This window comes from Lactobacillus melliventris, assembly GCF_042679465.1.
GTDB lineage: Bacteria > Bacillota > Bacilli > Lactobacillales > Lactobacillaceae > Lactobacillus > Lactobacillus melliventris.
In genome coordinates, this window is the sequence record NZ_JBHTMT010000001.1 from 139,103 (window position 1) to 153,906 (window position 14,804).

Genomic DNA, 14,804 nt, shown 5'->3' on the forward strand with positions numbered 1-14,804 from the left:
TTTTGATAAAAACAGCATTTGCTTCTAGTATTGGACGAATACGCAAGAGCAACCAGGATTCTGTACAGGTTTTTAAAAATAAAAAAAATGCTTTATTGGCTATTGTTTGTGACGGCATGGGCGGACATCAAGGTGGAGATGTGGCTTCGACTATGGCTGTAAGTCATTTGGGTCACAATTTCGGTGTCACCGACTTTTACGATTCAAACAGTGCACGTAAATGGCTGAATGTTCAACTAAGTAATGAGAATGAAACAATTTTGAGAACGGCTGACCGTTTTCCAGATTTAAATGGCATGGGGACAACAATAGTATTGGCTGTGGTTTTCAACAATGAAGCTTTAATCGCTCATTTAGGAGATTCAAGGGCCTATGGTTATTCAGATGGCCAATTCGTCCAACTTGTAGAAGATCATTCTCTAGTCAATGAATTGGTTAAACTAGGTCAAATTACTAAGCAGCAAGCTAGAAATCATCCTCAAAAAAATATCATTACTCAGTCACTTGGAGTTTCCAGCACAATTGATCCGGAATATAAGCAGATTGCTTTAAATGATAATGATATTATTTTGCTTTGCACTGATGGCTTAACTAATTCATTAAGTGATCCCCAGATTCAACAGATACTTGCGACAAAAGATTTGTCTTTAAAAAGTCGTTGCCAAAAGCTGATTGACGAAGCTAATCGTTTGGGTGGTGAGGACAATATCACTGCTTGTTTAATTCTAAATGAGAGTGGTGACAAGCAATGATCAATAAGGGCTATTTGTTAGGCGACCGCTATCGTATAATTGATACTTTAGGTGAAGGCGGCATGGCAAATGTTTATCTAGCTGAAGATATTATTCTGCAGCGAAAAGTCGCCGTTAAAATTTTGCGGCTTGATTTACAAAAAGAACCTCAGACCTTGGCCCGTTTTCAAAGAGAAGCACTTGCTACCAGTGAATTAAGTCATCCAAACATAGTGATGGTTCTGGATGTTGGCACTGACCATGGTCTGCCGTACATGGTTATGGAATATGTAGATGGTCCTGATTTAAAAGAATATATTAGAGCAAATTCACCCTTGAATTTAGGTAATATCATTAAAATCATGGACCAAATACTGAGTGCAATGTCATTGGCTCATAAGCATAATGTTATTCACCGGGATCTAAAACCGCAAAATATTTTAATGGACAAGCATGGCAATATCAAAATTGCCGATTTTGGTATTGCTGTGGCCTTAAATCAAAATTCTGTCACCCAAACCAATTCCGCAATCGGATCTGTTCATTATATGTCCCCCGAGCAAACTAGAGGTGGACTGGTAACCAAACAATCTGATATTTATTCTTTGGGGATTATTTTATATGAATTGATTACAGGAAATGTGCCTTTTAATGGCGATTCCGCCGTTTCAATTGCTTTAAAACATGCTCAAGAGCCAATTCCTTCAATCAGAAAACAAGATCCTAATATTCCGCAACCATTAGAGAATGTAGTTTTAAAAGCAACAGCCAAAGATCCGCGCGACCGGTATAATTCTGCTAAGGAAATGAAAGATGACCTTGATACCAGTTTGGAACCTGGCCGGGCTAATGAGCCAGTTTTTAAACCCACTCATGGCAATAATGATGATGAAACCATTATTTTGCCGAATTTCAAACCCAATCGAGTAGTCGAAAAGACTGATGCGGAAAACAGAACTCAAGACAAGACTGCTGACTATCACAAGAATCGTTCCAGCTTTACGCAAGCTTTACGTAAATATAAATGGTGGTGGCTTTTTGTAGGCTTTGCAGCCATCTTAATAATTGGCTTGATGTTTTTTGTGCTCAATAATAACAAAAATAGTGATATCCGCATTCCCGATGTGACAAATCTGAGTGAGAAGAAAGCTAGAAATAAACTTGAAAGTGTTGGCTTAAAGGTTGGCAAAATAAAGCATAGAAATTCTGATAGTATTGATCGTGGCAAAGTAATTGAAACTGCACCTGTTGCTGGCTCGGAAATAAAACGAGGTCGCTATATAGACCTGTATATTTCTGATGGAGCAGGTATGGTTCAAGTACCTGATGTCACTGGTGATGAATATGGTATTGCTGTCCAAAAACTTGAAAAATTAGGTTTTGAAGTGATTCGTGAGAATCAATTTTCATCAAGTGTTCCACCTGATCACGTCATTTCTCAGAGTGTTGCTGCCGACGTTGAAGTAAAGCCGGAACAAACAACAATTACGTTAGTAATATCTAAAGGGAAAAATCCGCGTTCGAAGCATCATATGATTAAATTACCTGATTTAAAAGATTATTCTTTAAAGCAGGCACAAGAATTTGCACATAAACACGGCTTAACACTGCAAGTTAGCTCTGCATATTCCAGCAAAGTAAAGAAGGGAATGATTATTTCCATGAGTCCGGCTGCAGGTACACAGGTTCCTCGTGGAAGTACAATTTCTGTTAATGTTTCAGAAGGAGCAAAAAAGAAACGCGATTTAACGGCAATTAAAAACTTTACGGTTAGCTACGAAGATAATGATGAAGATGATTCTGATAATAAGCGCGGTAATCATGTTCAAATATATATTGCGGATGATAATCACTCAATTGATAATATTTACCGGGATTTATATATCAAAAAAGATATGAATTTCTCAATCCCATTCGAACTTAGGGACGGCCCTGGCCAACTGAAAGTAGTACGCGATGGCCAGGTAATTTTAAATGAGAAGGTCAAAAATGATTAGAAAGGATCAGGGAATTGTTATTGGTCTGATTGCAGGCTTTTATGACGTTCAAACTGCTAATGATATTGTAAGAACTCGTGCCAGGGGAGTTTTTCGCAAGAATAAATTAAAACCAACTGTTGGTGATCACGTTAAAATCCAAATTGATGACCAAGGCACAAATTACCTGGTGGAAGTTTTACCTCGTAAAAACCTGATTGGTCGACCTGCTTTAGCAAACGTGAATCATGTTTTACTAGTAATGTCAGCAGTTCAACCCGATTTTTCTTTGCAGTTATTGGATCGCTTTTTAACTTTCTTTTCATGGCAAGGCGTTGCTGTAAGTATTTACCTGTCAAAGAGCGATTTACTAAGTAGTTCAAAGCTAAACAAGATTCACGAAGACTTGCTTTACTATAACGCTATAGGATATCGAATTTATTATAGCCAAGAAGAGGTCGCCAATAACCTGATTCATGAGATTGCTGCTGAAAACATCTGGACTCTTGCAGGACAATCAGGAGCAGGTAAATCCACTCTAATTAATTCACTTCAAAGTGACGTCAAGCAGGAAACAGGCGCCATTTCTAATTCCTTGAATCGGGGTAAGCATACCACCAGAACAGTTAACCTTTTTCCTTTAGGAAAAGGCTTTCTTGCAGATACTCCAGGCTTTTCAGCAATTGACCTTACGCCAATTAAAGTAAAAGAGTTATGTGATTATTTTATTGAATTTAGAAAAGCCAGTAGCAATTGTAAGTTTCGTGGTTGTCAGCATTTAAACGAACCCAGTTGTGAAGTAAAAAGATTAGTTGAAGCGGGAAAAATTAAAAAAAGCCGCTATGATGATTATTTGTTAATACGCAAAGAAATAGAAAACGGCAGGCTGCCCGAGTATTTAAAGTGAGGAGAAAAATAGTGATTGCACCGTCAATTTTAAATATCAATAATCTAAATTTGGAAAAAGATATTCAAATGGCGATTGATTGCGGCATCAGCCGCTTTCATATCGATATTATGGATGGACATTTTGTGCCAAATTTATCATTTGGTCCGCAGCTCGTATCTGATTTTAAAAAGACTTTTCCGACAACTGAAGTTGAAGTTCACCTAATGAGTAATAACCCTGATGTATTGGTACCTGCTTTTGTCAAAGCCGGTGCACAGATAGTGTTACTTCACTATGAGGCAATGAATGAGAATAAACTCAATTATTGGCTGGATTATTTAAAAGAAAACAATGTTAAAGCGGGTCTAGTTCTTAATCCAGATACTGCAATTTCTGTTTTACAGAAATTTCTTGGTAAAGTTGATCAAATTTTACTAATGACTGTCTATCCCGGTTTTGGCGGTCAAGAATTCATTCCGGAATCTTCTTCAAGGATTAAGCAGGCCGTAAGTTTAAGCGCTGGAACAGTACCAATTGAAGTTGATGGGGGAATTAACAAACAAACTGCTAAAATTGCTAAGGATGCAGGAGCAAAAATCTTCGTTGCTGGCTCTTATTTATTTTGTCAGAATGGTATTAAGCAGCAAATTACAGAGTTAGAAGGCATACTGCAATGAAATCCTTTGCACTGTTAGGAGCGCCTAAACAGTTATGGCCTGACGATCTCAAAGAGCAATTTCTAAAAGCTAATAGAACTGGTGATTTAGTAATAGGTGTCGATCGCGGGTCGCTTCTTTTACAAAAAATGGGCATTAAGGTAGATGTGGCCGAAGGAGATTTTGATTCACTAAAAAGAAATGAATTAGCAGAAATCGAAAAAAATGTTGCTGATATTAGATATTCGAATCCAGAAAAAGATTGGACTGATGCTGAGCTGGCTATTCGCTGCGCCTTTTTAGATTACCGTGTTTCTCATTTGACTATTTTTGGTGCCACGGGTGGACGCTTGGATCACTTTTTGTCTAATTTATTTATGGTTCTTAAGCCCGAATTTAACCAGTTTGCAGAAAAAATAACACTTATTGACCAGCAAAATTCAATTAAATTTTATAATGCTGGAAAACATTTAGTTAAAAGGCAGCTAGGTTATCAATATTTTGGAGTAGCAACCTTAAATAAGGTACTGAATTTAAATATAAATGGAGCTAAATATAATTTGTCCAATTTTAGGAGTGCAAATCCTGTCTCATTTAGCTCGAATGAATTTTTACCAGAAAAAGATACATTTGAACTTTCATTTTCAAGAGGAGTAGTAGCGGTCATCCAGTCTAAAGATATTAATCGTTTTCAAAATATTTAAGCAACAAAAAAAGCAGAAGATTTCTTCTGCTTTTTTAAACTTTTTATTTAGGCACGGGTAACTTTACCAGATTTTAAAGTCTTAGTTGAAACCCATACACGCTTTGGTTTGCCATCAACAAGAATACGAACTTTTTGAAGGTTTGGCTTCCACGCACGACGGTTTGAATTCAACGCGTGTGAACGTGTGTTACCAAAAGTGGTCTTTTTGCCAGTGATATAGTCTTTTGCCATTTGCTAAACCCCCTTTATTGTGTTTTCATACTAAGTTAAGATAGCATAAGTTTAAGATCATTGCAACTCCAAAAGTATTTTTTATGAAGGGAATTTTGTATTTAAACTTGATTACTATGATAAAATAGATTCATAATATTGAGAACAATGATACGGAGGTAAACATGGCTGTAAAAATCAAAACAAAGAACGGTTTGATTGATATATCAAACGGAGTGATTGCAACTGTTGTCGGAAGTGCGGCTACATCCAATTACGGCGTTGTTGGCATGGCTTCAAAAAATGCTATCCGTGACGGTTTCGACGGAATTTTAAATCGAGCAAATTATAAACGTGGTGTCGTTGTCAGGTCTGAAGATAATCGGATTACAGTTGATGTCTATATAATTGTCGGCTATGGTCTAAAAATATCTGAAGTAAGCCGCAATGTCCAGGATAGTGTTAAATTCAATTTGAAAAATCAACTTGGAATTGAAACTAAAGCTGTCAATGTCATCGTTCAAAGTGTTAAAGTGCTTGACGAATAACTCAAGCGGAGGTTAAAAATATTGGTTTTAAAGGAAATAGACAGTAAAAAATTTAGAGATATGGTTCGCGTTGCCACACACAGACTTGGACGCAATGCAGAGTTTATCAACTCTTTGAACGTTTTCCCGGTTCCTGATGGAGACACTGGAACAAATATGAATTTAACTATTGAAAGTGGTGCAAAGGCTGTTGCCCAAAATAATAGTGATAGCGTAGGGGACTTGACAGAAAGCCTCGCAAAAGGAATGTTAATGGGAGCTCGGGGCAACAGTGGAGTTATTTCTTCTCAGCTATTTAGAGGAGTCTATAAAGCCACTCAGGGCATGAAAACACTTAATGCACAGGAATTAGCCAATGCTTTTTCTAATGGAGTTGCCACTGCATATAAAGGTGTCATGAAACCCGTTGAAGGAACAATTTTGACTGTTGCCCGAATTGGTGCACAGGAAGGTGCTAATAAAGCCAATGAAACCGATGATGTTGCAGAAGTCATGAAAGCGATTGTTGAAGGCGCCAAAAGAGCGTTAAAATCAACTCCTGACCTATTGCCGGTTTTGAAGCAAGTTGGAGTAGTCGATTCAGGAGGACAAGGACTTTTATTTATTTATGAAGGATTTCTTGAAGGACTTCTAGGCGAAGAATTTGCTGATCGTTACCAGCCTGACGAAGGGGAAATGGATGAAATGATTAATGCAATGCATCATCAATCCGTCCAATCTCAGCTTTCCACTAAAGATATTGCTAATGGTTACTGTACTGAAATTATGGTTGATTTAACTGCTGACGTTCCGGCAAAGAAAACCTTTAATTTAGATGAATTTAGAGAGCACTTGTCTAAACTTGGTGATTCTCTTTTAGCTGTTTCAGATGAAGAAGTAGCAAAGGTTCATATTCATACAGAGCAACCTGGAGCTGTTTTTGCATATGGCAGTCAGTTTGGTCAGTTAGGAAAAATAAAGATTGATAATATGCGAATTCAACATGAAACTATTGTCAATAACAATGAAGAGAATCAAGAAAGCGTTGATTTTGCTGTTATTGCCGTGGCTTCAGGTAACGGTATTCGTAAGCTGTTTGAAAGTGAAGGAGTTAACCGGATAATTTCTGGTGGACAAACTATGAACCCTTCAACTCAAGATATTATCGATTCAATCAAAAAATCGGGTGCCAAAAAAGCAATTGTAATGCCAAATAACGGTAATATTATTATGGCGGCTAAACAAGCTGCAGAAGTTAGTGATATTCCTGTTGGTATAGTTCCTACTAAAACTATTTCACAGGGTTTGACGGCGATGCTTTCGTTTGATCCGGATGATTCTCTTGATGACAATGTTGCTAACATGACTGATGCACTTGATACTGTTGTTTCGGGAGAAGTTACTAAAGCTAACCGTGATACAACGATTAATGATATAGCAATTCATCAAGGTGACTTTTTAGGAATAGTTGATGGAGATATTAAAGTAGCGGCTTCTGATCTAATTGTTGCTGCCTCCTCTATGATAGAAAAAATGCTGGATGAAGATTCAGAAATTATCACAGTAATGTATGGGCGTGATTCTAATAAAAACGAAGCGCAAAGGCTCGTTGATGAATTAAAGAAAAAGCATGATGACCTTGAATTTGAGCTTCATGATGGTGGTCAGCCAGTATATAATTTCCTGATTTCCGTTGAGTAATTATGATAGCAAAAGAACTTTTTGCTCCAGTAACCGATTTGAAAGGTGTGGGAACAAAGACTGCTGCTGCTCTTGGAAGTTTGGGAATTTATAGCGTTTATGATTTGTTGTATTATTTTCCATTTCGTTATGATGAACTTCAAACGATTCCTCTTGATCAGATCATGGATGGTCAAAAGGTAATGCTAAAGGGAATTGTTGCAACAGATGCTTTTGTAACCAGGTTTGGATATAAAAAAAGCCGCCTTAGTTTTAAGTTAAGAATTGACCATGATGTCATCATGGTCAATTTTTTTAATCAACCCTGGTTAAAAGAAAAAATTGCGGTTGGTAAAGAAGTAGCAATTTACGGTAAGTATAATGCTGCTAGACAAAGCCTGGCTGCCTTTAAGTTCGTTGCAGCAAAAGAAAATGACAGTGGTATGGCACCCATTTATTCAGTAAACCGGCAAATTAAGCAAAAAAAACTAATAGACTTAATCAATCTTGCCTTAGATGATTATTTAGCTGAAGTTGACGATGTTGTCCCTACTAAGATAAGGCAAAAATATCGTTTGCTACCTGAAAGTAGTATTGTACAAGAAATGCATCATCCACAAAATGCTACAGAATCTCAGGTTGCTAAAAGAAGTGCCATTTTTAGAGAGTTTTTTATATTTCAAACTGAACTAGCCCAGTTGACTGAATACAATCCGCGTAATAAGGGGATTGCTAAAAAGTATAACTTAGATGAAATTGCCAAGCTTACTAAGTCACTACCATTTGAACTATCTGCAGATCAAAAGCATGTAATTAACGAAATTTTTACTGATTTATTTTCTTCAGTTCAAATGCAGCGACTGTTGCAAGGGGATGTGGGTTCTGGAAAGACAATAGTCGCTGTTTATGCACTTTTTGCGGCAGTGACAGCCGGCTTTCAAGCTGCCCTTATGGTTCCAACAGAAATATTAGCAACCCAACATTTTAAAAAGATTGATGAGTTGCTGAAACCTATGGGAGTTCGCTGTGCTCTTTTGACGGGTTCTACCAAAACTTTGGAGCGTAGAGAAATTTATAATGAACTAACTGATGGTACTATTAATGTTGTGATAGGTACTCACGCTTTAATTCAATCTAGTGTGATTTTTAAAAAATTGGGATTAGTTATTATTGATGAACAACATCGCTTTGGTGTTAATCAAAGACAAGCCTTAGTCAATAAGGGAAATTTGCCTGACGTTTTAGCAATGACAGCCACACCAATTCCGCGAACTTTAGCTTTAACAGTGTATGGCAACATGACTATTTCCGAAATACACAACCTGCCGGCAGGACGAAAAAAGATAGTTTCCTGGTGGAAAACGAGCACGCAAATGGATCAAGTATATCAACTAATGCATGAGCAATTAGAGCAGGGATTCCAAATATATGCTGTCACACCTTTAATTTCAGAATCGGAAGCCTTAGATTTAAAAAATGCTGAACAGCTTTACGACAAGCTAAGTCGTGACTTTCCTAATGAAAAGGTTGCTTTACTTCATGGGCAAATGCCAGGAAATAAAAAAGACGACATTATGGCTGCTTTTGCCGCAGGTGATATTAATATCTTGGTTACTACTAGCGTAATTGAAGTAGGAGTAGACGTTGCTAATGCTAATATGATGGTCATTTATAATGCTGATCGCTTTGGTATTAGTCAACTGCACCAGTTGCGTGGACGAATTGGTCGGGGAAAAACTCAGAGTTACTGTATTTTTTTAGCTGATCCCAACACCCAGGCCGGTAAGTCTCGTATGAAAATAGTGGCATCAACAACAGACGGATTTAAGTTAGCAGAAGAAGATTTAAAGATGCGCGGTGAAGGTGATCTGTTTGGTAAGGCACAATCTGGTTTACCTGAATTTCAGGTAGGAGACGTTGTTAACAATTACAATACCATGGTAGTGGCACAAAAAGAGGCCAAAAAATTGATTAAAAATGATCCTCTCTTGCAAAAATCAGAAAATAAAACTTTAAAACAAGTGTTAGAATATAAGCAATTACAACAAAAAAGAACTTAGTAAAGGTTGAGGATAAGATGAGAACTATTGCTATTGATGCAATGGGCGGAGAAAATGCTCCTGAAGAGATTATTCAAGCAGTATTGCAGGCAAAAAAAGAACTGCCGCAAACGAAATTTATACTTTTTGGCGATCAAGCGAAAATAACGCAACTATTAGGCGAGGATAAAAGTCAAACAGAAGTTGTTAATACCACTCAGATAATTAATGATGAAGATGAACCAGTTAAGGCAATTAGGTCTAAAAAGGATTCATCACTTGTCGTGGCGGCGCAATTTGTGAAGCAGGGCAAGGCAGATGCACTTTTTTCACTAGGAAATACGGGTGCCATTTTAGCTTGTGGTATATTTATAATAGGACGAATTAAAGGAGTAACTCGTCCGGGTTTTATGCCGACCCTGCCAGTAAAGAATTCTGATGATGGTTTCAATATGATCGATGTTGGTGCAAATGCCAAAAGCAGACCGGAATATTTGCTGGCTTGGGCTAAAATGGCCTCATATTATGCTGAAAAAGTCAGAGGAATAAAAAACCCCCGGGTTGGTCTGCTTAATAACGGGGCTGAAAATGATAAAGGTGATGATGTTCATCAGCAAGCCTTTCAATTATTGCTGAATAGCAAGCTTAATTTTATAGGTAACATTGAGGGCAACGAATTATTGGACGGTAAAGCTGATGTAATTGCGACAGACGGTTTTACAGGCAATGCAGTTTTAAAAAATATTGAAGGCACTTCTGGTGTTTTAATCCATCTGTTAAAAGATAGTTTGCTCAATAATGGACCTTTTGTTAAATTAGGTGCATTGATGATTAAAAAGGCACTAAAAAGTTTAATTTCAAAATTTGATGTAGCTAAATATGGTGGTGCTGTTTTACTCGGAGTTAATGCTCCTGTAGTTAAAACACACGGTCGTTCAGATCAGCGTGCTGTATATTTTACAATTAAGCAAATTGATAAAATTTTACAGGAAAAAATAATTGATAATTTTAAAGCAGAATTTGCTAACGAAAGCAAGTAACAACAAGGAGTAGCAACATGAGTAAAGAAGAAATTTTTAATAAAATCAGGGATATTTTAGCAGATAATTTTGAAGTTGATAAAGACAAAATAACTGATGAAACTAATTTCACTAGTGATTTGGACGCTGATTCCATTGACTTAGTGGAATTCATTTTACAATTAGAAGATGAATTCGGCGCCGAGATTTCTGATGAAGATGCAGAAAAAATTAAAACTGTTGGTGATGCTGTTAATTACGTTGCAAATCATCAAAACTAATTAAAAAAATTAATTATTAGTTTGCATACAATTTGTTTCACGGTTATAATTAGAAATTAAATAAATTTATTAAATATCTTTAATAAATTCATTGAAGATTTGAGAGGGGAAATGACCTTTGGAAAAACAAAGTGATCTCTTGCTAGATATCCAGCATTTACATACAGCATATCGTTTAAATGGGAAATTTTATGATGCTGCAGATGATATTAATTTAACTTTGAAAAGGAATGAAATTTTATCAATTGTAGGTGAATCTGGTTGTGGTAAGAGTACAATCGCATCTAGTATTATCGGTTTGTACGACCATAAAAATACAAAAGTAACAGGTGATATTCTTTATAATGAATTGAACTTGGTAGGCCTGAATGAATCACTGTTCGATAAAATTCGTGGGAATAAAATCGGAATGATTTTTCAGGATCCTTTGGCCAGTTTAAATCCACTAATGAGAGTTGGTGATCAAGTAGCAGAAACTTTGTATTACCATACAGATATGGATGAGAAACAACGTCATGCACGTGTAATTGAGCTTTTTAATCAGGTGGGTATGCCGAAACCTGAAGAAACATACGCCATGTATCCATTTGAATTATCTGGTGGATTAAGGCAACGTGTGGTTATTGCCATGGCTGTTGCATGTAAACCTGAAATTATCATTGCTGATGAGCCGACAACTGCCCTTGATGTAACTATTCAAGCACAAATTTTGGACTTGCTTGAAGATATCCAAAAGCAGTCTCAATCTGGTATTATTTTAATAACTCATGACTTGGGAGTAGTTGCTGAAACAGCTGATGAGGTTGCTGTTATGTATGGTGGTCAAATAGTAGAAAAAGCTGATGTCAAAACAATTTTTGAACATCCACTTCACCCTTATACCCGATCTTTGTTAAATTCAATGCCTCAATCTGAAGATGAAGAAGAAGATTTACATGTTATTCAAGGAACAGTTCCATCATTGCAAAATATGCCTAGAAAAGGTGACAGGTTTGCTGCTAGAATACCGTGGATACCTGCAAGTGCCCATGAGGAAAATCCAGTAATGCATGAAGTTGAACCAGGGCATTGGGTTAGATGTACTTGCTGGAAGACGTTCCACTTTCAAGATGAAGTGAGTGGGGAGTAGTTTATGGCTAAAGAAATTATTGAAGTAAAAAACTTAAAAGTTCATTATCCTATCAGATCTGGTTTTTGGAATCGTATTACCGATTATGTTCGTGCCGTTGATGATATTAGTATTACTATCAATGAAGGAGAAACATACGGACTTATAGGTGAATCAGGTTCAGGCAAGTCGACTACAGGCAAGGCTATTGTTGGGGTTGAACCTGTTACCAGCGGCAGTATTATGTATAAGGGTGTCGATATTACCAAATCCAAAAATCGCCGCAGACTCAATTACAATAAAGATGTCCAAATGATTTTTCAGGACTCTCTGTCAAGTTTAAATCCGAGAAAACGAATTGAGGATATTATTGCAGAGCCAATACGCAATTTTGAAAATTTAACAACTGATCAAGAGCGTGATCGTGTGCAAGAATTACTTAATATCGTTGGAATGCCTAGTGACTCAATATATAAATATCCGCACGAATTTTCAGGCGGTCAAAGACAAAGAATTGGCGTAGCCAGAGCGGTTGCTACTAATCCACGTCTGGTTGTCGCTGATGAGCCAACCAGTGCCTTAGATTTATCAGTTCAAGCACAGGTGCTGAACTTTATGAAGCATATTCAGCAGCAGTACAATATTGCTTACCTCTTTATTTCTCATGACTTAGGTGTCGTTAAGCATATGTCTGAGAATTTGGCTATTATGCATCGTGGTCGTTTGGTTGAAATTGGTTCAAGAGAAGATATTTATCAGCATCCAATGCACATCTATACGAAAAGGCTGCTTTCCGCTATTCCGCAAGTAGATGTTGAACATCGAGATGAACATAAGAAACACCGTCAAGAAGTTGAACAAGAATTTCAGAATGATCAAAGTAAGTGGTACGACAAAGATGGACGAGTTTTTCCACTTAAACACGTATCAGATAAACATTTAGTCGCTTTACCTGAAAAAGAAATAGTTGAAGAAGAAACAAATGATAAGGAGGGAGCATAATCATGTGGAAAACTGTTTTAAGACGTGTTTTAATTATGATCCCACAATTGATCATTTTAAGCATTTTAGTCTTTTTCTTGGCAAAAATGATGCCGGGAGACCCATTTACGGGACAAATTAATCCTAATACTGACCCTAAGCAACTAGAGGCTCTTAAAAGAGCTGCGGGACTATATGATCCAGTCCCAGTACAATATGCTCGTTGGGTAGGTAATATTTTTAAAGGTGATTTGGGTACCAGTTACATTCAGCACGTTCCGGTGACATCTTTAATTGCTGATAGAGCTGTAAACACTTTTTGGCTTTCGCTGTTAACAACAATAATCAGTTACAGTATTTCAATCCCTCTTGGTGTGATTGCTGGTAAACATCAAGATGAATGGCAAGATCAAGCTGTACAAATTTTTAATTATGTTACTTTTGCTATTCCTCCTTTTGTATTTTACATTTTAGGTATCTGGCTGTTTGGCTTTCTCTTAGGCTGGTTCCCTATTTCAGGTTCGGTTTCTCCTAATGCTTCTGGTTTCTGGGGTACATTAGGCAGTCAGCTTTACCATATCATTTTCCCAGCTATCCTGAGTGCGTTGATAACGACTACTGGAATCGTGCAATATTTAAGAACAGGAATTGTCGATAATAAAGTTGAAGATTATGTTAGAACAGCCCACAGTAAAGGAGTTCCTGAAAAAGTTGTGTTTAATAAACATATTTTACGTAATTCCTTGTTACCTATAGCTTCTTCATTTGGTACAGTTATAACTGGTCTGTTAAGTGGTTCAATGATTATTGAAACTGTTTTTAGCTATCCTGGTATGGGAAAATTGTTCTTAGACTCAATACAACAGCGTGACTATACTACGCTAACTGCATTAATTTTAATCTTTGGTTTTCTTACTTTACTCGGTAATTTATTATCAGATATTATAATGAGCATTGTAGATCCAAGAATTAGGATAAAGTAAAGAAGGGGAGACAAATGTTGAAAAAAAATAAAACCACTTCAACTGATAAAGCCAAGAAAGTGCGAGTTTCTTCTCCTGCTTCAAGTTTTAGAGTAGTTGTACGAGAAGTTGTTAAGGACAGGAAAGCTTTAACTGCATTCATAGTGGTAGTCTTAGTTTTACTATTAACTTTTGGCGGATCACTATTCTTAAACTCTGATAAAGTTACTGAAGCAAATATAATCGATGCTTATACAGGCTGGTTCACTGATGGTCATATTCTGGGAACTGATGATGGTGGACGAGATATTCTTAACTTATTAATTATGGGTGGTCGTAATTCTATCCTTATCGGACTTGGGGTTACTGCTGTTTGTGAGACCGTTGGTTTAGTTGTTGGCCTTGTTTCAGGATATTATGGTGGCTATGTTGACGCTGTCATTATGAGAATAGTGGACTTTGTGCAGGTTTTGCCAACAATGCCTATAGAAATTGTCTTGGTAACTGTTATACCACATTACAGCCCTATTACTTTAGTTTGGATAATCTCGATGTTTGGCTGGACAGGTACGGCAAGATACTTTAGGGCATTTGTTCTTTCTCAAAGAGGAAGAGACTATGTGCTGGCATCAAAAACTTCTGGTTCATCAGACTTGAAAATAATGTTTAGAGAAGTCCTACCAAACATTGGCTCTATGCTAATTATTGATGTGGTACTGACAGTTGCCGGAAACATCGGTATTGAAGCAACTTTATCCTTTATTGGCTACGGGTTACCGCCTACAGTTCCTTCCTTAGGTACTTTAATTGGATTTGCCAATGATCCGGTTAACGTTGTCAACAGGCCTTGGTTATGGCTGCCGGCTACAATACTGCTACTAGCTATTTCTTTAAGTATCAATTATGTTGGTCGTGCTTTACAAAGGGCTGGAGATGCGCGGCAAAGAGAAAATTAAAACTTAGTTTTATCATTAATATTTTAAAATCTCTGCTAATGGATAATTTTGAAAAATTACTAAATTATTCATTAGCAGTTTTT

Annotated in this window: 15 protein-coding genes; 14 read left to right on the forward strand and 1 reads right to left on the reverse strand. The window is 36.9% G+C overall.

The genetic code is table 11. The annotated features are described in order from the left end of the window. Positions 1-2 precede the first annotated feature (2 nt). Genes ACFQ32_RS00700 through ACFQ32_RS00720 form a run of 5 tightly spaced genes read left to right on the forward strand, consistent with a single transcriptional unit; the run spans position 3 to position 4,956 of the window. The gene (locus tag ACFQ32_RS00700) at positions 3-752 is read left to right on the forward strand and encodes a Stp1/IreP family PP2C-type Ser/Thr phosphatase (RefSeq protein WP_046325231.1); all 750 of its coding nucleotides are present in this window, start codon (positions 3-5) and stop codon (positions 750-752) included. Continuing rightward, positions 749-2,728, forward strand: coding sequence for a Stk1 family PASTA domain-containing Ser/Thr kinase (gene pknB / locus ACFQ32_RS00705; RefSeq protein ID WP_046325057.1), 1,980 nt, complete (start codon positions 749-751; stop codon positions 2,726-2,728). Before ACFQ32_RS00700 ends, pknB begins: the two co-directional genes overlap by 4 nt. Beyond that, the gene (gene rsgA, locus ACFQ32_RS00710) at positions 2,721-3,614 is read left to right on the forward strand and encodes a ribosome small subunit-dependent GTPase A (protein WP_046325056.1); all 894 of its coding nucleotides are present in this window, start codon (positions 2,721-2,723) and stop codon (positions 3,612-3,614) included. Before pknB ends, rsgA begins: the two co-directional genes overlap by 8 nt. Before the next feature lie 8 nt (positions 3,615-3,622). Continuing rightward, on the forward strand, positions 3,623-4,273 hold the full coding sequence (gene rpe / locus ACFQ32_RS00715; protein ID WP_046325230.1) for a ribulose-phosphate 3-epimerase: 651 nt from the start codon (positions 3,623-3,625) through the stop codon (positions 4,271-4,273). Further along, on the forward strand, positions 4,270-4,956 hold the full coding sequence (locus ACFQ32_RS00720) for a thiamine diphosphokinase (RefSeq protein WP_046325055.1): 687 nt from the start codon (positions 4,270-4,272) through the stop codon (positions 4,954-4,956). The genes rpe and ACFQ32_RS00720 overlap by 4 nt, the downstream gene beginning before the upstream one ends. Before the next feature lie 47 nt (positions 4,957-5,003). On the opposite strand, the gene rpmB is transcribed toward ACFQ32_RS00720, so the two are convergent. Further along, positions 5,004-5,189: a 50S ribosomal protein L28 gene (gene rpmB, locus ACFQ32_RS00725; protein WP_046325054.1), complete on the reverse strand. Its 186-nt coding sequence runs from the start codon at positions 5,187-5,189 to the stop codon at positions 5,004-5,006. Positions 5,190-5,353: 164 nt separating this feature from the next. On the opposite strand from rpmB, the gene ACFQ32_RS00730 reads away from it, so the two are divergent. From ACFQ32_RS00730 to ACFQ32_RS00770, 9 genes are all read left to right on the forward strand, one after another. Next, positions 5,354-5,716, forward strand: coding sequence for an Asp23/Gls24 family envelope stress response protein (locus tag ACFQ32_RS00730; protein ID WP_046325053.1), 363 nt, complete (start codon positions 5,354-5,356; stop codon positions 5,714-5,716). A 21-nt stretch (positions 5,717-5,737) separates the two neighbouring features. Further along, a complete protein-coding gene (locus ACFQ32_RS00735) occupies positions 5,738-7,396 on the forward strand; it encodes a DAK2 domain-containing protein (RefSeq protein WP_046325052.1) in 1,659 nt (552 codons plus the stop codon). A gap of 2 nt (positions 7,397-7,398) precedes the next feature. Then, on the forward strand, positions 7,399-9,435 hold the full coding sequence (recG, locus tag ACFQ32_RS00740; protein ID WP_046325051.1) for an ATP-dependent DNA helicase RecG: 2,037 nt from the start codon (positions 7,399-7,401) through the stop codon (positions 9,433-9,435). 17 nt (positions 9,436-9,452) lie between these two features. Then, positions 9,453-10,454, forward strand: a complete 1,002-nt coding sequence (gene plsX, locus ACFQ32_RS00745) for a phosphate acyltransferase PlsX (RefSeq protein WP_046325050.1) — start codon at positions 9,453-9,455, stop codon at positions 10,452-10,454. Positions 10,455-10,471: 17 nt separating this feature from the next. Next, positions 10,472-10,714 (forward strand): acyl carrier protein, encoded by a 243-nt coding sequence (gene acpP, locus ACFQ32_RS00750; RefSeq protein ID WP_046325049.1) that lies wholly within the window; start codon positions 10,472-10,474, stop codon positions 10,712-10,714. A gap of 118 nt (positions 10,715-10,832) precedes the next feature. Further along, on the forward strand, positions 10,833-11,843 hold the full coding sequence (locus tag ACFQ32_RS00755; RefSeq protein WP_046325048.1) for an ABC transporter ATP-binding protein: 1,011 nt from the start codon (positions 10,833-10,835) through the stop codon (positions 11,841-11,843). Between the two features lie 3 nt (positions 11,844-11,846). Further along, the gene (locus ACFQ32_RS00760) at positions 11,847-12,824 is read left to right on the forward strand and encodes an ATP-binding cassette domain-containing protein (protein ID WP_046325047.1); all 978 of its coding nucleotides are present in this window, start codon (positions 11,847-11,849) and stop codon (positions 12,822-12,824) included. 2 nt (positions 12,825-12,826) lie between these two features. Further along, positions 12,827-13,786: an oligopeptide ABC transporter permease gene (opp4B, locus tag ACFQ32_RS00765; RefSeq protein ID WP_046325046.1), complete on the forward strand. Its 960-nt coding sequence runs from the start codon at positions 12,827-12,829 to the stop codon at positions 13,784-13,786. Positions 13,787-13,800: 14 nt separating this feature from the next. Continuing rightward, complete coding sequence (locus ACFQ32_RS00770) at positions 13,801-14,721, forward strand: ABC transporter permease (RefSeq protein WP_046325045.1); 921 nt, start codon at positions 13,801-13,803, stop codon at positions 14,719-14,721. Positions 14,722-14,804: the final 83 nt, after the last annotated feature.